Genomic DNA, 20,965 nt, shown 5'->3' with positions numbered 1-20,965 from the left:
CCAACGGCTCTATATCGTCTGATTGTAGGCGCCGACCTCGGGATTCTCGCGCAGCACGCCGTCGATCGCCGTAAACATGTCCTTCATGCGCGACTGCGACACAGGACTTTCGACGACGACGACGAGCTCCGGCTTGTTGGACGACGCGCGCACGAGGCCCCAGGTGCCGTCGGCGACAGTTACGCGCACGCCATTGATGGTGACGACGTCGCGGATCGGCTGCCCGATGATCTGGTCGCCCTGCGCGCGCATCGCCTCGATGCGCGCCGTGACCTTGTCGATGACGCCATATTTCTTTTCGTCGTCGCAATGCGGCGACATCGTCGGCGAGCCCCAAGTCTTCGGCAGTTCGGCATAGAGCTCGGCCATTGACTTCGTCGGATTGCGATCGAGCATTTCGAGGACGTGGACGGCGGTGAGCAGCCCGTCGTCATAGCCGCGTCCGATCGGCTCGTTGAAAAAGAAGTGCCCCGACTTTTCGAAGCCGGCGAGCGCCTTGCGATCGCTGACGCGGCGCTTGATGTAGGAATGCCCGGTCTTCCAATATTCGGTGACGACGCCGCGCGCGACGAGCTCGGGGTCGGTCGCGAAAAGCCCGGTCGACTTCACGTCGACGACGAATGATGCGTTCGGATGGACCTTGGAGAGATCGCGCGCGAGCATGACGCCGATCTTGTCTGCGAAGATCTCCTCGCCATGATTGTCGACGACGCCGCAGCGATCGCCGTCGCCGTCGAAGCCGAGACCGACGCAGGCGCCCGTCTCGCGCACCTTGTCGGCGATGGCGTGCAGCATGTGCAAATCTTCGGGATTGGGATTGTAGCGCGGGAAAGTGTAGTCGGGCGCGACATCGAGCGGGATCACGTCACAGCCGAGGCGCTCCAGCATCCGCGGCGCGAAGGCGCCGGCGGTGCCATTGCCGCAGGCGGCGACGACCTTCATCTTGCGGGCGAACGGCGGCCGGCGGGTGAGATCGTCGATATAACGCGCGCCGAAATTTTCGATGTAGCGGTAGGAGCCGCCTTCGGCCTCATGGAACTCGCCGGCGAGAACGATTTCCTTCAGGCGGCCCATTTCCTCTGGCCCGAAGGTCACGGGCCGACGCGCGCCCATTTTCACGCCCGTCCAGCCATTGTCGTTATGCGAGGCCGTCACCATCGCCACCGCCGCGACATCGAGATCGAACTGGGCGAAATAGGCCATCGGCGACAAAGCGAGACCGATGTCGCGCACGCGCACGCCGGCGGCCATGAGGCCGCTCACCAGCGCCAGTTTGATCGATGAAGAATAGCTGCGATAATCGTGGCCGACGACGATTTCGGGCGCGACGCCCAGTTCGCGCAGCAGCGCGCCAAGGCCCATGCCGAGCGCCTGCACGCCCATCAAATTGAGGTCGGCGCCAAAGAGCCAGCGCGCGTCATATTCGCGAAAGCCGGTCGACTTAATGAGCGGCGCCTCTTCATATTCGAACGTATTGGGGCGCAGATTGGGGACGGGCTTGGGAAACATCAACGATCCTTCGCTTTGGACGAGCGTCGCCTTAGCGGCCTTGGCATAAGCGAAAATCCGCGCCGCGCCAAATTTGGGTCCGAAAGGCCGTCGGTTTCGGACTTGCCGGACGCCGAAGGCGCTCGTAGGGTTTTCCGTTGCTGGGACGAATTGCTTTTATCTTTTTGAGGTTTCGCTATGGTCAAGAAAATTGTTATTTTGGCGGATGGCACCGGAAACGGAAGGCTGGTGCAAATTTCAAACATCTGTCGGCTTTCTGAGGCGCTTTGTCTCTCCGACAAAGACCAGGTCGTTTACTACATTCCGGGCGTCGGCACCGAGGGCTTCAAGCCGCTCGCGATGCTGGACGGGGCCACGGGCTTGGGCGTGCCGTCGAACGTGCGCAAGCTTTATCGCTTCCTGTCCTGGAATTGGGAGCCTGACGCTGCGATCTATATGTTCGGCTTTAGCCGCGGCGCATTCACCATTCGAATGCTGATCGACCTGATTCACAAGCAAGGACTGCTGCCGACGGAATTCGACGGAAAGCGGGTAACCCACCAGGAGATGGTTCGAAATTCAAACGACGCGTGGCGGGCGTTCTGCGCGCAGGACGAGGAACGGAAAAAGAATATCTGGGTTCTATTGCGTTTGCCCAAGCTGCGAGACGCCGTCCTGGGCGCTTGGAAGTGGTTTTGGGGGAAGCCGAGCTATGCTGAAGTAAAAAAGGCGGCTTCGGACCGCCAACCTTGCGAATTATCGATCGACTTTGTTGGACTGTTCGACACGGTCGAAGCCTATGGCGTGCCGATCGAAGAGATGCGCGATGTCATCCATCGCTTCGTCTTCCCGATTAAATTCGGCGGCGATCATACGATCTGGAAACAAGTAAATCGGGTTCGTCAGGCCTTGAGCCTTGATGACGAACGCCTAACCTTTCATCCAATCCGCGTATCGCTTCTCGAGGATGATCTGAAGGAACCCGAGGACGATTTAAAAACGCCAAAGCCCAAACGCATTGAGGAAGTTTGGTTCGCCGGCGTGCATTCCGACGTCGGCGGCGGTTATCCAGACGACATGACGGCGCATTGCCCGCTGGTGTGGCTGATTCGAGAAGTTGAGAACGCTGAGGCCGACAGAGCGCTCAATTTCCACGCAACGGCGCTGGCCGAATTCAGAAGGACAGCGACGCCATACGGACCACTGCATAACTCTCGAGCCGGCGCGGCGGTGTTGTATCGCTACGATCCACGACAAGTGGAGCTGGAGGATCCAGACAAGCACCCCTACTGCCGGCCAACCGTCCACCATACGGTCGTTGAACGGCTCGTTGACGGCAGCGACGATTACGCGCCGCTGGCGCTCGGCGAAATCAGCGCCGACGTAGCCGCGCGCGGAGCCAAAGGCGCCGACGTGCTCATGCCGGACGGCTCCATCACGCGCGCCGAGACCGGCCCGGATTATGCGCTCATTCGCAAGGCGGATCGCGCCTCGGAGCCGGAGAACCTGCACAGCGACGGCAACGAGCTCTACATCGCTAAGGGGGCGATGAAGAAACTCGACGCCCCCGACCGGAACGAGATGGAAATCGCTCGTGACTATGTGTGGCTGAACCGAATTGCTTATTACTTCTTCGTGGCGCTGTTCGTCACGGCGCTCGCCCTACCGGTGATTGCTCCGGCGATTGAGGATTTTAATAAAGGCGTTTGGAGCCAGATTTCGGGAATTGAGGTCCCGTTCCAGTGGCTTTTGCATGTGCTCGGCCCCATTGGCGACACTCTATCGCGATTCATGTCAGGCTTCGAAAATGTGCTGCGCGGCATGGGCGACACCATCCTGTCCTTCACGCCTTCCTTTCTTTATGCCCATGTCAAAGCGGCGCTGAATCATCCATTTTTCAGCATCGCGCTGGTGATTGGCTATTTCTTTCTGCGCCTCAAGAGCGACGCTTACGAGGACGCCACGCGCTATCATGCGCGCTTGGCGTGGAACATCCAGAACGACAAACTCAATAAGGACATTAAGCCCGAGCCGAGCGGATTATCGAAAAAAGTGCGCGCGGTGAGAAATTCGCCTAGGGCAAGGTCCGTCCTTAAGGCCGGCCGCGCATTGACGCCTATCGCTTATGCGCTCGTCTTCGTGATCGCCCCCGTCTTCATTGCGATCAACCGAATCGGCTTCAACTATCTCGAGGGCTCTGGGCGCGTCTGTGAAGGCTCTCGTCCACCCAAGTGGGTGTCTCGCGCAACCGGAAAATTTACGACCAGCGATCCCTGCTGGGCGAGCGGCTGGATGCTGGAGCGCGGTGGAGCGTATCGCCTCACGATCAGCATTGACCCGGAAAAGGACGACCCTTGGCTCGATCAGCTGATGCTCACCGATCCTTACGGGTTTGATGGAAGAGGTTTCGTTTACAGCGCCGGCGTCGCCCTGCGTCGGTGGCCTTCGGCCGCCTGGTTCCAACCCATCGGCCGAATTGGCAAGCGTGGAGACGTCGAATGGCCGCTGGTCCCGCTCGACGGCGGCGGCGCCTTGTCGCCCTATGGCGAGAAATGCTCGTCGCTGCCGTCCAATTACGCAAAGTCGCCCGAGCACGCCGACTTTTGTGCGACTCATAAGGATTTTAAATCCTGCATCGGCGGCGACCTTTCGCTTCGAGTGAGCGATCCCTTGCCGCGCGAAGAACTGGAGGCGGCGAAGAAGGCATGGACGCAGGACAGCTTCGTCTATGACGGGAGAAGCTGCACGACGACATTCCCGCGCAAAACCTTCGTGTCTGAATTCGTCGCAAGCGACACGGGGGAATTTTTCCTCTTCGTCAACGACGCCGTGCACATCGCCTGGCCGGCGCGCGATCAGATTTCCTATCGAAACAACACCGGCTCCGCGACCGTCTCGATCGAACGGCTCCCGCGTGCGGAAGCGCCCGCGGCGACCGCAAGCGCGCCATAACGTTCCACGCTCCGCTCGGCCGGAAGGCTCACGAGCCCCGCGGCTTGGCGCGGGTCGTCGGCTGCGCGGCCGCCGGATCGTCCGGCCAGAGATGGCGCGGGTAGCGTCCTCTCATCTCTTTCTTCACCTCGCTCCAGGAGCCTTTCCAAAAGCTCGGGAGATCGCGCGTCGTCTGTATCGGCCGATGCGCCGGCGAGAGCAGTTCGAGCGTGAGCGGCGCGCGTCCGCGCGCAAGCGTCGGGTGACTCGAGAGGCCGTAAAGCTCCTGCACGCGCACGGCGAGGATCGGTCCGTTCTCGGTCGAATAATCGAGCGCATGGCGCGATCCGGCGGGCGTTTCGAAATAGGCCGGCGCTTCCGCATCGAGCCTGCGCGACAACTCATAGGGGAGAAGCTGAGCGAGCGCCGCCTCGAGGTCGTCGGTCGCAATGTCCGCGAGCGACGTGCGCCCCTCAATGAACGGCGCAAGCCAGTCGTCGACGCTTGCCGCCAGAGCGGCGTCGGAGAGGTCCGGCCATTCGTCGCCCTCGGCGCGGCGCAGAAAGGCGACGCGGTCGCGCCGCTGCATCTGCGATTTCGTCCATGGCAGGCGCGCGACGCCAAGGGCGGCGACGCCGCGCGCGAGCGTCCTTGCATTTTCTTCCGACGCCTCGACCGCCAGATTGCGCTCGGTGAGACGTATCGCGCCGAGACGCCGAAACGCGCGGCGCCGCAGGCTGGCGCTCGCCGCGTCGAAATTCGTTTCGTCGCGAGTCTCGATGCGATCGCCGGCGATCGCCTCGACGTCCTCGGCGGTGAGCGCGCAAGCCGCGAGGATGCGCGCCTGCGCCGCTCGGCCGGTGAGTTCGGCGACGGCGAGAAATGGCGCGCGTGACAGAGGATCTTCGAGCGGCAATATCGCGGCGCGGCCGTTCGCCATCAGGAACTCGCCGCGCGCGGCGCGCGATTTGGCGATGCGATCGGGATAGGCGAGCGCGATCAGCGCGCCGTCTGATAGCTGCCCCCTCCCTGTCCCTCCCCTGCTGCGCGGGAGAGGGGACGCTAACGATCGGCGATTTGCGACAGGACGCCCCGGGTCCGCTCCCTCTCCCGTGCCAGCGGGGGAGGGCTGGGGTGGGGGCGATCCACCAGCAGCCCCATTCGCCTGCCGCGCCCATTGCGCCGCGAGGCGCAGCGCATCGCGCGCGCGCTTGGAGTTTTCGCTCCGCATGCGCTCGAGCCGATGCGAAAGGTCGGCGTCGGCGCCGCCGATCCCCCGCTCCGAGAGCAGCATGGCGAGTTCGGCGGCGCGCTTCGCCTCGGCGTGACCCGCCGCCTCGACCACCATTCGCGCCAACCTGGGCGCGAGCGGCAGCGCCCGTACGGCGCGGCCCATCTCGGTAAGTCGCCCGTCGTCGTCGAGCGCCCCGAGTTCGCGATCGAGCGCGACCGCCTCCTTCCAGGCGGGCGCCGGCGGCGGATCGAGCCATTTGAGTCGCCCCGGATCGCTCACCCCCCAGGCCGCGAGATCAAGAGCCAGTCCTGACAGATCGGCGTCCAGAATTTCGGGCGCGGCGAAGGCCGGCAGCGCCGCCGTCTGCGGCTCATCCCACAGGCGATAGCAGACGCCCGGCTCGGTGCGGCCGGCGCGGCCGCGGCGCTGATCGACGCTGGCCCGCGCGGCGCGCACGGTCTCGAGCCGCGACAATCCGAGATCCGGCTCGAAGCGCTGCACACGCGCCAGCCCGCTGTCGACGACGATGCGCACGCCTTCGATCGTCAGCGAGGTTTCCGCGATCGATGTGGCGAGCACGATCTTGCGACGGCCGGGCCGCGCCGGCGCGATGGCGAGGTCCTGCTCGCCGCGATCGAGCGCGCCATAGAGCGGCGCGACGTCGATGTCGTCCGGCAGGCGCGACTCGGCGAGGCGTGAGGCGACGCGCGCGATCTCCCCCTGCCCTGGCAGAAACGCCAGGATCGAACCCCGCTCTTCGCGCAGCGCCAGCATGATCGCGCGCGTCATCGACTCTTCGATGCGGGCATTGGCGTCGCGGCCGAGATAACGCGTCTCCACGCCAAATGCGCGCCCCTGGCTCTCTATCGTCTTGGCGCCCATCAGCGCGGCGACGCGGGCGCCGTCGAGCGTCGCGGACATGGCGATGAGCCGCAGATCCTCCCGCAGTCCTGCCTGGGCGTCGAGCGCCAGCGCGAGGCCGAGATCCGCGTCGAGCGAGCGTTCGTGATATTCGTCGAACAGGACGCCGGCCACGCCCTCCAGCGCCGCATCGTCGAGGATCATCCGCGCAAACACGCCTTCGGTGACGACCTCGACGCGCGTTCGCGCTGAGATTTTCGACTCGAGGCGCATCCGCAGGCCGATCGTTTGGCCGACGGTCTCGCCGAGCGTCGCCGCCATGCGGCTCGCCGCCGCGCGGGCGGCGAGACGTCGCGGCTCCAGCAAAATGAGCTTGCCGCCCTTCACCCAGTCGGCGCCGAGCAGCGCCAGCGGCGCGCGCGTGGTTTTACCGGCGCCGGGCGGGGCGACGACGACAAGGTTGCACGACGCCTCAAGCGCCGCGCAGATCGCCGGCAGCACATCGTCGATCGGCAGCGCAGAAAGATCATGCAGCATCGGAGGCGCGCGCTTCAAAAGTTCCAAATTCCATAGCGCGACGCACATTGCGGACGTCGATCAAAGGGTCAAGGCGCTGCGTCGCGCCGGACCGGCAATGAAAAAAGCCCCTCCCTTGCGGGAGGGGCAAAAGATTGCAGCCAATGGTGAACTTACGCCGCCTGCTGGATCGCCGAGAGCTTCCACTCCTGCGGCCCGGCGCCCGCCGGTCGACGGAAAGTCCAGGCCTCGGACGTCTCCGTTGGCCCCGGCGAACCGGGCGCGGGCTTGCCGGTGGCGCGATCCTCGATCACGTCATTGAGCGCGAAGCGCATGGCGACGGTGGCGTATTCGTCGACGCCTTCGCGCCACGCCTCCGACAGATCGCCCTGAAGCAATTTCACGTCCGAGACGCGGTTGATGACGCCCCTGCGGCGGTTTTCCTCCAATTCGTCGTCGAAATAGGAGGCCATTTCCGGCGTCGACATGCCGCGCAGCGCGCCAAGATCCTCGCGGCTATAGGCGCCCTGCGTTTCTCCGAGCAGGCGTTCGAAGGCGTTGAAGTCCTCCGCCGCAATCTTGATCGGCGTCGCCATCGCCGCTTCCGGAGAAGCGCCGGAGCCGAAACCGGCCGCGCCAAAGGGCGCGCGCGCGGTAAAGGGCGAGGTGAAGCCCGGGCTCGGACGGTGACCCGCCCCAGCCATGGCGTTCGCATTGCGACGCGTCCACCAGTTGAAGGCCATGCGGGCCAGGAAGACGATCAACGCGATCTGCAACAGCAGGCCGATGACCGACATGAAGCCCATCATGCCGCCGAAAAGGCCATGGCCCGTCAACAGGCCGAAGAGGCCGGCGCCCAGCAGGCCGCCGGCGAGACCGCCGAGCATGCCGCGACCGAAAGCGCCGCCAAAGGCGCCTTGCTGCGACATCGGCCCAGCCGCGCCCGGGATGGCGCGCGGCGCGGCGCTGCGCCCGAAGGGCGAGGCCTGGCCCGGCATCGTTCGGGTCGACGGCGGGGCCGACCAGCTGCGCGAGCCGCGGCTGCCAAAGCTGCCGCCGCCGCCCATACGCGCCTCGGCGATGGCCGGCGCGAGCGCCAGCAAAGCGGCGAGCGCGAGAGAAAACAGCGATCCGCGCCTCAGCGCGAAGAAACGCGTCATGTGCATCCCCCATCTGTTGGGAAGCGACGCTCCCCCAGCGAGGCAATATATAAGGGCCGCGTGACGCGTCCGCAAAGGCTCGGGCGCGGGAATCGGCGCGCAAGCCCTCTCCCAAAGGGAGAGGGTGGAGCGAGGCCGCGGCGCATCACCCTCCGCTCCGAGGGGGAGGGCCGCATGGCGCAGCAATAAACCGTCCCCATCCTTTCGCGAAACGTGCAAGACATCGGAAACCCGAAAGACTAAACCGGCGACATGCGTCAGTATCTCGACCTTTTGGATAAAATCCTCCGCGAAGGCGTGCGCAAGGACGATCGCACCGGCGTCGGAACGCTATCGCTTTTCGGCCACCAGATGCGTTTCGACCTTTCGCAAGGCTTTCCGCTGGTCACGACCAAGCGCGTGCATCTGAAATCAATCATTCACGAATTGCTGTGGTTCCTGCAGGGCGACACCAACGTCAAATATCTGCGCGACAACGGCGTCACCATCTGGGACGAATGGGCGAATGAAGACGGCGACCTTGGTCCGATCTACGGCATGCAATGGCGGCGCTGGCCCGACGGCGACAGGGATATCGACCAACTCGCCCATGTCGTCGAGGAGATCAGGCGCAATCCTTTCTCGCGCCGGCTGATCGTCTCGGCATGGAACCCGGCGCAAGTCGACGAGATGGCGCTGCCGCCCTGCCATTGCCTGTTCCAGTTTCATGTCGCCGAAATCGACGGGCGGAAACGTCTCTCCTGCCAGCTCTATCAGCGCTCGGCTGATGTTTTCCTCGGCGTGCCGTTCAATATCGCGAGCTATGCGCTGCTAACGCATATGGTCGCGCAGGTCACGGACTGCGTTCCGGGCGATTTCGTGCACAGTTTCGGCGACGTGCATCTTTACTTGAACCATGTCGAGCAGGCGCGACTTCAGCTCTCGCGCGAGCCAAAACTCCTGCCCCGCCTGAAACTCAATCCTTCGGTGCGCTCGCTCTTCGACTTCAGATACGACGACGTGAACGTCGAGAATTACGATCCCTGGCCGGCGATCGCCGCGCCGATCGCGGTGTAGACGGCGATGGAGCCCAAAATCGTGGCCGTCGTCGCACGCGGACGCAATGGCGTGATCGGCGTCGCCAACGGCCTTCCCTGGCGGCTCTCGAGCGATCTCAAGCGCTACAAGGCGCGCACCTGGGGCAAGCCGATGATCATGGGACGGCGCACTTACGAATCGATCGGACGGCCGCTGCCGGGGCGCGAAAGCGTCGTGCTTACGCGTGATCCCCATTTCAGGGCCGAGGGCGTGCATGTCGCGGCGAGTCCGCCGGAAGCCTTGGCGATGGCGCGTCGGCTGGCGGCGCTGCTTAGCGTCGACGAGATCATCATCGCGGGCGGCGAGGACATCTATCGCGCTTTTCTCGATCTCACCGACGTGATTGAACTGACGGAGGTCGCGCTCGATATCGCTGGCGACGCGCATTTCCCGGCGCTCGACCCCAAAGACTGGCGTGAGATCGCGCGCGAAACGCCGCCGCGGGGGCCGAAGGACGAAGCGGACTTCGCTTTTGTCACGCTTGAACGGCGCCGTGGCCAAGGCGCCTGAAACCAGTTGCGGCGCAATGCGGCTATCGATATAAAACGCCTCGAAAGCGGCTTCGGCCATTTCTGTCGGAGTGTAGCGCAGCCTGGTAGCGCACCTCGTTCGGGACGAGGGGGTCGGAGGTTCGAATCCTCTCACTCCGACCATTACTCAGACTTTCACAAATCAGTTTGCGGCGACATCTCGCAGGCGGACTTACAATTAGTCTTACAATTGCCCGTCGCTCGGGCCGGGCCGACGTCCGATTGCGTCGCGGACTGCCGCCGCCAATCCACGCGCTGAGAAAAAGAAAGCCCAGCCACGAGGGCTGGGCTTTCCTGGATGCATCTGGCTCGAACGATCGATCAGTATTTCGCCAACACCGGCGCCGAAGAGCCGAAGTGGAAGTGGTAGTTCACGCCAAAGCGGATCGTATGGAAGCGGGTGCGGTTGTTGACGTTGTTCAACCCCAAGCCGAAATTGAAGCCGTTGTTGTTGTTGTTGCCGCTGAGCTGCGTATAGAGATACTCGGCCTTGACCGACCAGTTCGGCAGCGCAACGAACATATACTCGGCGCCGCCGCCGGCGGTCCAGCCCGTCTGCACCGTGCTGTTCTGGTTCAACCAGCCGTTGCGTTTCACCTCGCCGTAAGCGAATCCGCCTGTGCCATAGACCAGCAGTTGCGGGCTCAGCAGGTTGATGCCGACGCGGCCACGCACGGTGCCGAACCAGTTCAGAGTCGCGGTGGTTACCGGAGGGAGGCCAAAGAGCCAGGCGAAGCTGTTGCCGCCGGCGCCAGAGCCGATGCTGGTGCCCTGGAAATCGGTCTCGACGCCGACGACGAACATGGGCGTGATCTGGTAATTATAGCCAATTTGACCGCCGCCGACGACGCCCGCCCGGCTACCGCCGTGATTGTTTACGCCCCACCCCCAAGCGTTGGACGAATTTTGGGCGTAAAAGCCGACGCCGAAGTTGAGACCGGCATAAAAGCCCGTCCAGGTCATGATCGGCGGCGGGGGCGGTGGCGGCGGCGCCTTATAGGACGGAAGGTCGGCGGCCATCGCCGACCCTGCCGTCAGCGCGAGGGCCAAAGCGGCAAAAGTTGCCTTATTCATTATACCTTCTCCTAAAGGTTAAAGACGCCTTGGGCCGAATCCCTTGCGCCTAAGGCGATAGAAGGCAAGGAAATCGCAAACCCTTGCACAGTCAAAGCAATTAATAGGCTATTCGGCCCTCCCCATACGCTTTCCGGGCGACTGTGGCGGGGGCGCCACAGCGCAGAGATCCGCAAAAAAACGCCCGGCCGATGGATCATCGGTCGAGGTCTCTGTGGCTCCGTAAATGGGACGCCTGGTGAGCCGCTTTCATCACGATGACAGCGCTGTCGGCAGATCGACGTTTATCGAACCCGCCGTGGCCGGTCGACACGCTGAGCGTCGGCGAGTGGGGCGCGAGCCGAGCCCAAGTCCGGCCCGCGCCGATTCGATCGCTGATTAGAAGAAAAGTCCCAAACTGCCGCCCGCTAGCGCGCCCACAACGGCTGCAGCGATGGTGTTCGGAATGCCGCCGAGGGCTGCATAGGCGAGGCCTCCCAAAATGACCGCGCCGACGCCGGCGAAAATGTAAGTGTTGGGCGTGATTTCCCACTCCTTTTCCCCAGATGGCCTTTGATCAGTCATAGCGGATCCTCCATTTTTGCGAGTTGCCCTCAGCCCATCGGAGGGCCGCGTGCTGCGCTCGCGCAGTTTTGGATGAGGCGTCATTTGGCTCCCCGACCCGACGCGTCAATGGTCGCCGCGCACATTGCCGATATAAAAGCAGCTCGTCGTGACGGAGGAGATGGCTTCGGCGGGACTCTCACCGATCGGAAATGATCGACAGAAGGCCGGCGCACCGCTCACGCCGCCCCGACCTTGACGCCTCAGTGTCCGTCGTTGGAAAAGTGCTGATAGTCGATGCTTCTTTTCCAATGTCCGCCCCAGCGCCAGCCCTGTCGCGCGAAAGCCCTGGTGACGACGTCGCCGTCGACGATGATCCCGACGATATCTCTCCTACGCTTGGAGGGCTCGTCATAGGCGCGCCCGGCTTCAGGCTCGGTTAGGTTTCCTTCCCGGTAGGGATTTTGAACGGGATTGATGTCGACGGCCATGCCATAGGCGTGTCGCGACATCGCGCCTCGATCGGTCGTTCGGCAGTTAAAGGCGCTCGTATTATTCGCCGCCATCGATCGCGCGTCGTCGCCGCCGAATTCATCGATCAGCGACATTCGATAGATTCGAAATTTCCCGCTGTCGTAAATGTCCTGAAAGGCGGCTGCGACCGCTTTTGCGACCCTTCTTGCGACGATCAGCGAGCCGGTCTGCGCGTTACCGTCGAAATCCCGGTAAGGAACCCTCAACAGAATAAGTTCGTCGCGTCCCGGACATCGAAGCTCCGCCCGCCACGATCTTCCCTGCATGTAAGCCCATACCGCATCCGGAATTGGTTCAGCCGCCACCTTGGCGCCCCGCGCATGCGCTTCTGCGCCCGCAAGAAGCAAAAACAGCAGCGCAGCCGCTCGGACCCCTGAGCGGCGCATCGTCAAAGTCACTTGCGCGCCAATCCGCATCATCGTTCCGCCAAGGTCGATCATTCGCTTAAAGGCTGAGAGCCCGCGCCAGCTCCGACGTCATGAATGATAGGCAAACCGCGCACTCATATGCTTGAGCAATTTGAGCTTAAATGTCGTTAGAACGCTTGTTCTAATAAACTGTTTGGCGGCGTTTAGCGCGGCTTCATTCACCCAATCGTCTCGGAGTGCTGTCAGTGGCCTTGGATCATAGAGACGGCAACACGATTGAATTGGCATATTCCGATGCACGCCATCGTAAGAAAGGCGGCGCCTCGATCGTCAGCGCCGCGATGCACACAAATTCGCCGACACCATCTGCGATCACCATGTCGCCGATTGTGAGTATCGCGAGTCCCTTGCAGATTTCCGAGACGGCAAAAATGCGGTTTGCTCTAGCCATGCAGACCAACTTGCCGAGCGGACGAGCCGTCCGAGCAGCAATTGCATTCGCCGAAGAGAAGGCGATCTCTTTTTTTCCGGGCGACAGCCCGACAGATGAAGGCGCCCGTGGAAAGCCCATGCCTGCCCTTCATAGGTGGAGGTGTCGTTCCTCTACCTTGAATTGGGAACGCCAATATGGCCGACATGCGGCCCCACCTAGGCACAAGGCGTGATCGAACGACGAGCGCTCCCGGTCCCTGCCGCTCAAAAGCCGCTCAAAGCGGCGTTGGAGGATTTCTAAGTTTGTTTTGCTCGAAAGCCAGATCGCGAATTCCGGCGATCTTGGACGTGGTGGCGGCGCGAGGTCATGAGCGTACAAAAGAAACGCCCGACTGAGGCGTCGCAGCGGGGCGTTTCCTGCATCTCAACGAACTGGCGTGTTTCTCAGCACACCCATACCCAGTTGCCGACGTAATCGCTCCATTGCCAGCACACGCCAGGGTTAAGAGGCCGCCAGGGCGTGCTCCAATCCCTCTTCTGATAGCGCCAGAGCCCCCCGTAGGACTGGACGTTGCCATCAGGGTAAGATCGCTGCGCTTGAGCCAACGGAGCGAAAGCCAAAGTCGCCCCGATGATCAATAGCACGAGCTTGCGCATTTTTTCCTCCAGATTGATTGGCTGTTAGCCAGTTCAACTGGGACAGGCGCAAGATCATTCAACCTGCCGGCGAACGCTACGCAGTCAAACGTATCCGACGCAGCTTATACTTCAACCCTAAGCTTGCGCGGCCGAGGCAATCGCAAAGCTTAATGTTTTGCAAGACGCTCTATGGCGTTGATAAACGCCTCCGGCGAAGCGGCAATGCGTCGAACGATAAGCATCGGCAGTTGGACGAGCATCCGAACGGTCGAGACGGTGGCGATGACTTTCGACGCGGAAACGAGACGCTGCATTCGGCTCTCCATACTTGGTCTGCGCGGCGCTGCGATGCGGGGAGGCGTTCGGCGGCGCTGAGCGTGCGATCCTGAGGTATTGCGAGCGCATACTTTAAACATGCCAGCGTTTCGGCCGGGTTGCCGCAATGTTGCCGGTTGTTTCGGGCTTGGGGCGAATTTGTGCGGCGCACCGCCCCGCTTCGGTTATTTGCCGAGAATGTCCGTCCGCAATCGGCCGGCGACGATATCGACCGCCGCCGCGACCGCCGGCGACATCGGCGCGCCGATATCGAAGGTTCCGCCTTCGATCGCATAAACAATGCAGCGCGCGGGCAATACGCCCAGCGCGCGGGCGAGCTCCAGAGCTTCGACGAGACCGAAGCCATGCGTCGATGCGCCAAAAGCCGCTCGCGGAAGCGGGCCTGCGCTGGCGTCAAAGCGGCGGACTTCGCCAGGCTCCGCCCCGCAAACGCAGGCGTCGACAATGTAGGCGGCGTCCGCGCCGTCGAGCCGCGCCAGCACGCGCGTCGCCTCGCCCTCCTCCTCGATGATTTCGGAGTCGGCCAGCAACGCTCTCAGCGCTCGCGCGACCGCGCGGCCCGCCGCGTCGTCGCCGCGATCGGGATTGCCGATACAGAGCACAATGATGCGCGGCGCTTCGCGCGCGCTATCCGCCCCGGTCGACATCGAGCCGCAGAAAATGCGTCGCGCAGGAAATGCAGGGGTCGTGATTGCGAATGGTCTGTTCGCATCGATGGCGCAAAGCATCGTCCGGCAGATCGAGCCAAGCGTTCGCGAAAATCTTCAGATCCTGTTCGATGCTCGGCTGGTTCTGCGACGTCGGCGGCACGATGCGGGCGTCGGCGATCTTTCCATCGGCATTGAGGCTGTAGCGATGATACAGCATGCCGCGCGGCGCCTCGGTCGCGGCAAAGCCGATTCCCGCGCGTGCCTCGATATCGACCGCCGGGCGGTCAGGCTCTTCATATTGTTCGATGATCCGTAGCGCCTCGTCGCAGGCGTAAAGAACTTCGACGGCGCGAACGATAATGCTGCGGAAAGGATTGGCGCAGACGGGCCCAAGTCCCGCTTCGCGCGCCGCCTCGCGCGCGATCGGCGAGAGCGACGCGGCGTTCAGCGCGTAACGCGCCAAGGGCCCGGTGAGATAGGGCCCGCGCGCCTTGAGGTGCGCGTGCAGCGCGGTCGAATGTTCGACGTGGCTCTCTTCGAAATGTTCATCATATTCCGCGGCGGCGATGTCGAGCCCGCAGCTTGAGACAATGCGGCCCTGGTTGAAGGGATATTCGCCGTCGCCACGCAAGGCGACGAATTCATAATCGCGTTCAACATCCGGGAAATCGAAGCCAGCCGTCCAGCGCACGGTCGCGAGCGCCCCGTCTCGCGCACGCTTTAACTCTTCAGCGAGCGGCTGAAGTTCGCGCCGGCGCGGCGCACGATAAAAGCCGCCGACGCGGACATTGATCGGATGAATCTCGCGGCCACCGAGTAGCGCGATGATCGCATTGCCGGCCTTTTTGAGATCGAGCCCGCGGCGAACGATGTCGGCGTGGTCGCGCGCCATCTCGATTGCGCCCGCATAGCCGAGGAAATCCGGCGCGTGCAGCATGTATACGTGCAGCGTGTGGCTCTCGATCCACTCGCCGCAATAGAGGAGCCGTCGCAGGTCGCGTAAGGGTCCATCGACGACGACGCCGAGCGCGTTCTCCATCGCGTGTATCGCGCTCATCTGATAGGCGACCGGACAAATGCCGCAAATGCGCGCGGTGATATCGGGCGCCTCGCTATACATGCGGTCGCGCAGGAAGGCCTCGAAGAAGCGCGGCGGTTCGAAAATATTGAGTTCCGCCGATTGCACGACGCCGTCGCGCGCGACGACCTTGAGCGCGCCCTCGCCTTCCACGCGGGCAAGCTGCTCGACCTTGATCGTCTTAACGCTCATGACGTTCGCTTTCCTCGCGGAAGGCGTCGGCATTGGCGTTGAAAGTACGATAGACGCGCTTCAGCGCATCCTCATCCATGCCGAGCTTGCCCAACCATGCCGACAGCGACGGCGCGTTGGGCGTCTCCATCGGGCCGTAGCAGCCATAGCAGCCGCGATTATAGGAGGGACAGAGCGCGCCGCAGCCCGCATGGGTGACAGGTCCCAGACACGGCGTTCCGTGACCGACCATGACGCAGAGATTGCCGGCGATCTTGCACTCGACGCAGACGCTATGCGGCGGCGTTTGCGGCTTGCGCCCGGCGAGGAACGCCGAAATTGTTTCGACGAGTTGCCGCGTGCTGATCGGACAGCCGCGCAGTTCGAAGTCGACCTTCACGTGATCGGCGATGGCGGTCGACGTCGCCAGCGTTTGGATATAATCCGGCCGCGCATAGACGATCGCCGCATATTCGCGCACGTCGGCGAAGTTGCGCAGCGCCTGTATGCCGCCTGCGGTGGCGCAGGCGCCAATCGTTACGAGGAACCGCGACTGTTTACGGACCTCCTGGATGCGCGCCGCATCATGCGCCGTCGTCACCGAACCTTCGACGAGCGAGAGATCGTACGGGCCTTCGACCGTGGCGCGCGTCGCTTCGAGAAAATGCGCGACCTCGATTTCACCGGCGATCTCTAGCAATTCGTCCTCGCAATCGAGGAGGCTGAGCTGGCAACCGTCGCATGAGGCGAATTTCCAGACAGCGAGCTTTGGTCGAATACGCTCCACGTCAAAGCTCCCGATAGGCGAGAAGGTCGCGCACGCGATCGTAGCGATGCACCGGTCCGTCCTTGCAGATGAACAGCGGACCGAATTGGCAGTGGCCGCAATGGCCGATGGCGCATTTCATATTGCGCTCCATCGAGACGAAAATGCGCGAATCTGCGACGCCCGCGTCTTCGAGCGCGAGCGCCGTCGCCCGGATCATCACTTCCGGTCCGCAGATCATGGCGATGGCGTCCGCCGGATCGTAGCGGAGCTTGGACAGCAAAGGCGTCACATAGCCGACGTCCCCGGTCCAATCTGGTCCGGCGCGCTCCACAGCGACGCGCAGCTGGAAATCGGGCGTCCGCCGCCATTCTTCAAGTTCGCCGCTGAAGATGAGGTCGTCCGGCGTGCGCGCGCCATAGAGAACGCCGACGCGGCCGTAGGCGGCGCGATGGCGCAACAGCCAGTAGATCGCCGGCCGAAGCGGCGCCAGACCAATGCCGCCGCCAATCAGCAAAACATCGGAGCCTTTGGCTTCTTCGACCGGCCAGCCGACCCCGAAGGGGCCGCGCAAGCCGACCTGATCGCCAGCCTTCAATCTGCCGAGCGCCGCGCTCACCGGCCCGACGGCGCGGATCGTATGGGTGAGCCGCTCTGGCGCGTGCGAGTCGCCGCTGATGCTGATCGGTATTTCGCCGACGCCGAATGCGTAAAGCATATTGAACTGTCCCGGCGTGAACGGCGCGGGGCGTTCGGGGGCGAGATCGAAGGTGAACACCTCCGCCGACTCGCGTATGAAGCGGGTCACAGGCGTCATCGTCGGCGCCATCGGATAGGGCGGCGACGCGCAGGCTTTAAGCGTTTGCGGCATCATACATCCCGAGCGCCTGCATGCGCGCCGACTGCAGACGTCTGACGAGCGGCGGAATGAAGCGCTTCATCATTTCATAGCCGACGCGCGGATCCGCCTCGCATTTGCCGCGCAGACACTTCCCGTCGAAAACGATAGCGCGCGTCAGTTCGATGGCGCGCGCGTCGAAGGACGACCGATAGGGCGGAATGAGCCAGTCGGCGCCGAGGATTTCTCCGCTCTTGACGGTGAGAAAGGTGAAAGCCCCGCGCCCCGGCACGAAAGTCTCCAGCGCCACGGCGCCGTGTCGCACGAGATAAAAGGAATCCGCCGCGGCGCCCTCGCGATGCAGATAATCGCCTGGCTGCAGGACGACATTTTTGGCGCATCCGGCGACAAGCGCCAATGTCTCTTCATCGAGCCCCTCAGCGAAGGGATGATGACGCAGCAGATCGGCAATATCCTTCATCGCGATTCCTCGGCGCAGGCGTCGCCGCCACGGATGGCGCGCACCTCCTCGGTGATGTCGATGCCCACCGGACACCAGGTGATGCAGCGCCCGCACCCCACGCACCCCGATGAGCCGAACTGGTCGATCCAGGTCGCAAGCTTGTGAGTCATCCATTGGCGGTAGCGCGATTTTGCGCTGGCGCGCACGCTGCCACCGTGAATGTAGGAAAAATCCATGGTGAAGCAGGAATCCCAGCGGCGCCAGCGTTCGGCGCGCGCTCCGGTAAGATCGGATGTGTCTTCCACCGACGTGCAGAAGCAGGTCGGACAAACCAAGGTGCAATTTGTACAGCTCAGACAGCGCGTCGCCACCTCGTCCCAGCGCGGATGTTCGAGATTGCTCATCAGCAGTTCGTTGAGATCGTCCGAACGCATGTGCCGTCCCATCGAGGATGCGGCGCCTTCGATGACAGCCTCACCGGCTTCGAGGTCGCGGCTCGACGCAAGCCGATGCGGAACCTGCGCCAGGAGCGCGCGCCCCTCGTCGCTGCCGGTCTCGACGAGAAAGATGTGCTCGGTCCCGTCGAGAAGCTCGGTCAGGGCGATGTCGAACCCCTGCTCGACGCGCGGACCCGCGCGCATCGAAACGCAGAAGCACGTGCCTCCCGCCTTGCCGCAATTGACGGCCACGATCAGCGCGCGCTCGCGCAAGGCCTGGTAGTGCGGGTCGACGTACATGTCGCTGACGAGAACCCTGTCCTGGATCTCGATCGCGCGAATTTCACACGCCCGCACGCCGATAAAGGCGAGACGATCGGTCGGCGGCGCTTCGGGCGTAACGCTGGCGTTCGCGCCATCGCGCTCGGCCGTCCACAGCCGCAGCTTCGGCGCGTGCAGATACGCCTTCCACGACTGCGGCCCGACGGAATATCCAAAGAGCGCTCCGTCATCGCGACGGGCCAATCTGTAGCGACCGCCGTCCTGCTCATCCGTCAACCCGCGGGGCAGATCATCGACGGATTCGATATCGTCGTAAACGATCGCCTGATTTTGCACGGTGGGGCCGATGGCGCGATAGCCGCCCGCCCGGATCGCCCGCAGCAAGGCTTGCAGGCCCTCGACCGTGATGATCGCCGCCGCTTCGTCGGCTTTGGCCATGAGCGCTCCTAACCCGGCTTCCTGCCCGCCAATATCAAATCGAACCACGCCGGATGTTTCGTCAAGTTTAGCCTTTGCCGGCGCCCTTGTGACGCGAGGATGACATTCGGCCGACGTCCCGCATCACGCGCTTATCGTCTTTCCCCGTGACTTCAACCGCCTCACGCGAGCCTGGAGCCCGAGTTTACCAGCAGCCGGACGAGCCGGCCCAATTCCCATCTCACCGGTTGCTCGGTCCCCGCGCACGAACTATCTTGACCTTCTAATTCGGCCAACAGGCGCGAGGGACAAGCGGGGATAGTCGCCGCAGCGTCATTCGCGCCCGAACCAGTAAGGATTGCTCATGTCCAATAGCTCCGACCCGGCCGAACCCAAATTGCCCGATGTCTCGCCGGAGCCGGAGAGCTGGGCGACGACGCTCGAGCACGGCTTCGAAGAAATCAGGACCCAGTCCGCCGGCGTTCTCTTCCTCGACGTCATCAAGATCGACCTGCCCTATATCGTGATGCTGTCGACGGCCGTGCTCGGCATCGGCATCGTCACGTTCACGGGACAGCCGGTCGCTTACTACTGGGAGTTCCTGACGCCGGTCTATTGTGCGATCTGCATTTATGTCGGTTGGCGGCACACCGAAACGACGCGTGAACGCACGCGGCTGGTCTGGACCCAAATACTGCACTGGGCGGCGTTTCTCTTCGGCATGTGGCTGATCTATTCGCCGCCGCTGCGAAAGCTGATCGACGTCAACGCGGCCGGGCTCAATCTGATGGTGCTGCTCGCTGTCGCAACCTTCGTCGCGGGCGTTCACGCGGCCGCATGGCAGATCTGCGTCGTCGGCATTATTCTCGGAATTTTCGTCCCTGCGGTGGCGATCGTTCAGCGCTCGTCGCTGTTCATTTTGGTTTCCGTTCTCGGCATATCCTTCATCGCCGCCAGCATCTACATCACGCTGCACTCCCATCGCCGAAAAGCTCGCGAGGCGGAGGAGACCGTCTAGAGCCGGTTCCGAAAAAGTTGCCGGACTTTTTCGATGAGAACCTGCTCCAACATTTTGATTTTGAGCGATTCCTTATCGATCACATGAGTCCATGTGCCGATAAGCGCTCCAAAGAATTGCGCGCCGAAGAGCCATTCGGCGCGCAGTCCGATCAGGCGGAGGTCGGCTGCGCCGCCAGCGCGGCGCGGATGGCGTCTTCCTTAGACTTGTCGAAGGACGTCCGCAGCACTACGCCGCCGACGCCTTTCAGTCCTTCGAGAACCTTGTCGGTCGTCATCTTGCGCACGAGCAGGAACAGTGCGGCGCCGCCGGGCGGAACCGCGGCCGCCACGTCCTTCATGAATTTGTCGTCAATGCCGAAGTCGGTCAGCGCGCCGGAGACGGCGCCGGCGCCGGCGCCGATCGCGGCGCCTGCAAGAGGCATCATGAAGATCAATCCGATCAGAGCGCCCCAAAAGGCGCCGGAGACTCCGCCAAGGGCCGTTGTGTTGAAAAGCTGATTGAGCTTTATCGCGCCATCGGCATTCTTTACGGCGACGACCGCGTCGCCGAGTTCGATCAAATATTCCTTTTGCATGGTGAAGAGCTTCTGCCGAACTTCTTCGGCCTTTTCTTCCGACGGAAACGCAATCACGAGAAGATCGTTCATTGGCCTCTCCTGTTCTGCGCGCGGATCTCGCGCGCCGCCATTGACGATCTAGTTCAGTAAAAAAAGCAAGACAATGCGCCGGTGAACGGCGGAGGCGGAATGAATAGACCGAACGGCGGTCGGCGGACGCCGCCTTCATCGCCTCCACAGCGACGCTGGCGGGCCAGCCTTTCATCAGACATTAGTTTTCGCGACGGCGGCGCGACGGCGCGACCTCGCAGCGGGCGCGCTGCGGGATACGATGCGGCGCGGCATATAGGAAACAGAGCGGCGACAGCGCCGCGGCCAGCAGTAGCATGACGATCACCATAGGAGTTTCTCCCGGTTTTTTGTGACGCCGCCCGCCGCGAAGCGGGCGGCGAAGTCTCGGATTACTCGGTCAGGAGGGCGACGCCTTCCTTGCCGATCAGACGCTGAATGTTGATCAGCAGCTGAAGCACGACGCCGAACACGCCGAGCGCCATCCAGCCGAA

20 protein-coding genes, 1 tRNA gene and 1 pseudogene are annotated in these 20,965 nt (G+C 62.9%); 5 read left to right on the top strand and 17 right to left on the bottom strand.

Annotation, left to right across the window (positions count from 1 at the left end):
- Positions 1-9: 9 nt before the first annotated feature.
- The gene (locus tag ACR65W_RS20500; RefSeq protein ID WP_434500620.1) at positions 10-1,509 is read right to left on the bottom strand and encodes a phosphomannomutase/phosphoglucomutase; all 1,500 of its coding nucleotides are present in this window, start codon (positions 1,507-1,509) and stop codon (positions 10-12) included.
- Between the two features lie 177 nt (positions 1,510-1,686).
- Here ACR65W_RS20500 and ACR65W_RS20495 point away from each other — a divergent pair, with 177 nt between their 5' ends.
- Positions 1,687-4,440: a DUF2235 domain-containing protein gene (locus ACR65W_RS20495; RefSeq protein WP_434500621.1), complete on the top strand. Its 2,754-nt coding sequence runs from the start codon at positions 1,687-1,689 to the stop codon at positions 4,438-4,440.
- Positions 4,441-4,468: 28 nt separating this feature from the next.
- On the opposite strand, the gene hrpB is transcribed toward ACR65W_RS20495, so the two are convergent.
- Together hrpB and ACR65W_RS20485 are read right to left on the bottom strand one after the other, a co-directional pair.
- Positions 4,469-7,051 (bottom strand): ATP-dependent helicase HrpB, encoded by a 2,583-nt coding sequence (hrpB, locus tag ACR65W_RS20490; protein WP_434500635.1) that lies wholly within the window; start codon positions 7,049-7,051, stop codon positions 4,469-4,471.
- Positions 7,052-7,203: 152 nt separating this feature from the next.
- Entirely contained in the window at positions 7,204-8,190 is a 987-nt protein-coding gene (locus ACR65W_RS20485) for a TIM44-like domain-containing protein (RefSeq protein WP_434500622.1), read from the bottom strand.
- A gap of 252 nt (positions 8,191-8,442) precedes the next feature.
- On the opposite strand from ACR65W_RS20485, the gene ACR65W_RS20480 reads away from it, so the two are divergent.
- The 3 genes from ACR65W_RS20480 (at position 8,443) to ACR65W_RS20470 (ending at position 9,920) form a co-directional block, all read left to right on the top strand.
- The gene (locus tag ACR65W_RS20480) at positions 8,443-9,246 is read left to right on the top strand and encodes a thymidylate synthase (RefSeq protein ID WP_434500623.1); all 804 of its coding nucleotides are present in this window, start codon (positions 8,443-8,445) and stop codon (positions 9,244-9,246) included.
- A gap of 6 nt (positions 9,247-9,252) precedes the next feature.
- Positions 9,253-9,777 carry a dihydrofolate reductase gene (locus ACR65W_RS20475; RefSeq protein ID WP_434500624.1) on the top strand — a complete coding sequence of 175 codons (525 nt, stop codon included), beginning with the start codon at positions 9,253-9,255 and terminating at the stop codon, positions 9,775-9,777.
- A gap of 66 nt (positions 9,778-9,843) precedes the next feature.
- Positions 9,844-9,920, top strand: a tRNA-Pro gene (locus ACR65W_RS20470).
- 198 nt (positions 9,921-10,118) lie between these two features.
- On the opposite strand, the gene ACR65W_RS20465 is transcribed toward ACR65W_RS20470, so the two are convergent.
- From ACR65W_RS20465 to ACR65W_RS20415, 11 genes are all read right to left on the bottom strand, one after another.
- The gene (locus ACR65W_RS20465) at positions 10,119-10,871 is read right to left on the bottom strand and encodes an outer membrane protein (RefSeq protein WP_434503091.1); all 753 of its coding nucleotides are present in this window, start codon (positions 10,869-10,871) and stop codon (positions 10,119-10,121) included.
- Between the two features lie 378 nt (positions 10,872-11,249).
- Positions 11,250-11,435, bottom strand: coding sequence for a hypothetical protein (locus tag ACR65W_RS20460; RefSeq protein ID WP_175095851.1), 186 nt, complete (start codon positions 11,433-11,435; stop codon positions 11,250-11,252).
- A 242-nt stretch (positions 11,436-11,677) separates the two neighbouring features.
- On the bottom strand, positions 11,678-12,367 hold the full coding sequence (locus ACR65W_RS20455; protein WP_434503089.1) for a M15 family metallopeptidase: 690 nt from the start codon (positions 12,365-12,367) through the stop codon (positions 11,678-11,680).
- A 205-nt stretch (positions 12,368-12,572) separates the two neighbouring features.
- On the bottom strand, positions 12,573-12,887 hold the full coding sequence (locus ACR65W_RS20450; RefSeq protein WP_434503087.1) for a hypothetical protein: 315 nt from the start codon (positions 12,885-12,887) through the stop codon (positions 12,573-12,575).
- A 667-nt stretch (positions 12,888-13,554) separates the two neighbouring features.
- A complete protein-coding gene (locus ACR65W_RS20445) occupies positions 13,555-13,701 on the bottom strand; it encodes a hypothetical protein (RefSeq protein WP_434503085.1) in 147 nt (48 codons plus the stop codon).
- A gap of 186 nt (positions 13,702-13,887) precedes the next feature.
- Positions 13,888-14,370 carry a hydrogenase maturation protease gene (locus ACR65W_RS20440; protein WP_434503083.1) on the bottom strand — a complete coding sequence of 161 codons (483 nt, stop codon included), beginning with the start codon at positions 14,368-14,370 and terminating at the stop codon, positions 13,888-13,890.
- Positions 14,351-15,643 (bottom strand): Ni/Fe hydrogenase subunit alpha, encoded by a 1,293-nt coding sequence (locus ACR65W_RS20435; RefSeq protein ID WP_434503081.1) that lies wholly within the window; start codon positions 15,641-15,643, stop codon positions 14,351-14,353. The genes ACR65W_RS20440 and ACR65W_RS20435 overlap by 20 nt, the downstream gene beginning before the upstream one ends.
- Positions 15,633-16,409: an oxidoreductase gene (locus tag ACR65W_RS20430; protein WP_434503079.1), complete on the bottom strand. Its 777-nt coding sequence runs from the start codon at positions 16,407-16,409 to the stop codon at positions 15,633-15,635. Before ACR65W_RS20430 ends, ACR65W_RS20435 begins: the two co-directional genes overlap by 11 nt.
- 1 nt (position 16,410) lies before the next feature.
- A complete protein-coding gene (locus ACR65W_RS20425) occupies positions 16,411-17,262 on the bottom strand; it encodes an FAD/NAD(P)-binding protein (RefSeq protein WP_434503077.1) in 852 nt (283 codons plus the stop codon).
- Positions 17,243-17,707, bottom strand: a complete 465-nt coding sequence (locus ACR65W_RS20420; protein WP_434503075.1) for a cyclic nucleotide-binding domain-containing protein — start codon at positions 17,705-17,707, stop codon at positions 17,243-17,245. Before ACR65W_RS20420 ends, ACR65W_RS20425 begins: the two co-directional genes overlap by 20 nt.
- The gene (locus tag ACR65W_RS20415; protein WP_434503073.1) at positions 17,704-18,846 is read right to left on the bottom strand and encodes a 4Fe-4S dicluster domain-containing protein; all 1,143 of its coding nucleotides are present in this window, start codon (positions 18,844-18,846) and stop codon (positions 17,704-17,706) included. The genes ACR65W_RS20420 and ACR65W_RS20415 overlap by 4 nt, the downstream gene beginning before the upstream one ends.
- Before the next feature lie 343 nt (positions 18,847-19,189).
- Here ACR65W_RS20415 and ACR65W_RS20410 point away from each other — a divergent pair, with 343 nt between their 5' ends.
- Positions 19,190-19,843, top strand: a complete 654-nt coding sequence (locus ACR65W_RS20410; protein ID WP_434503071.1) for a hypothetical protein — start codon at positions 19,190-19,192, stop codon at positions 19,841-19,843.
- A gap of 151 nt (positions 19,844-19,994) precedes the next feature.
- Here the strand turns inward: ACR65W_RS20410 and ACR65W_RS20405 are convergent, their stop codons facing one another.
- The 3 genes and pseudogenes from ACR65W_RS20405 to ACR65W_RS20395 all read right to left on the bottom strand — a co-directional run.
- Positions 19,995-20,492: a DUF1269 domain-containing protein gene (locus ACR65W_RS20405; protein WP_175095840.1), complete on the bottom strand. Its 498-nt coding sequence runs from the start codon at positions 20,490-20,492 to the stop codon at positions 19,995-19,997.
- Between the two features lie 181 nt (positions 20,493-20,673).
- Entirely contained in the window at positions 20,674-20,802 is a 129-nt protein-coding gene (locus tag ACR65W_RS20400) for a hypothetical protein (RefSeq protein WP_434503068.1), read from the bottom strand.
- Positions 20,803-20,863: 61 nt separating this feature from the next.
- Positions 20,864-20,965 (bottom strand): annotated as a pseudogene (locus tag ACR65W_RS20395) (methane monooxygenase/ammonia monooxygenase subunit C); the annotation flags it as partial.

The organism is Methylocystis sp., from assembly GCF_051062815.1.
In the GTDB taxonomy this organism is placed as follows: Bacteria; Pseudomonadota; Alphaproteobacteria; order Rhizobiales; family Beijerinckiaceae; genus Methylocystis.
Note: the sequence above shows the minus strand (reverse complement) of the source record. Positions and strands in the feature narration are given on the sequence as shown.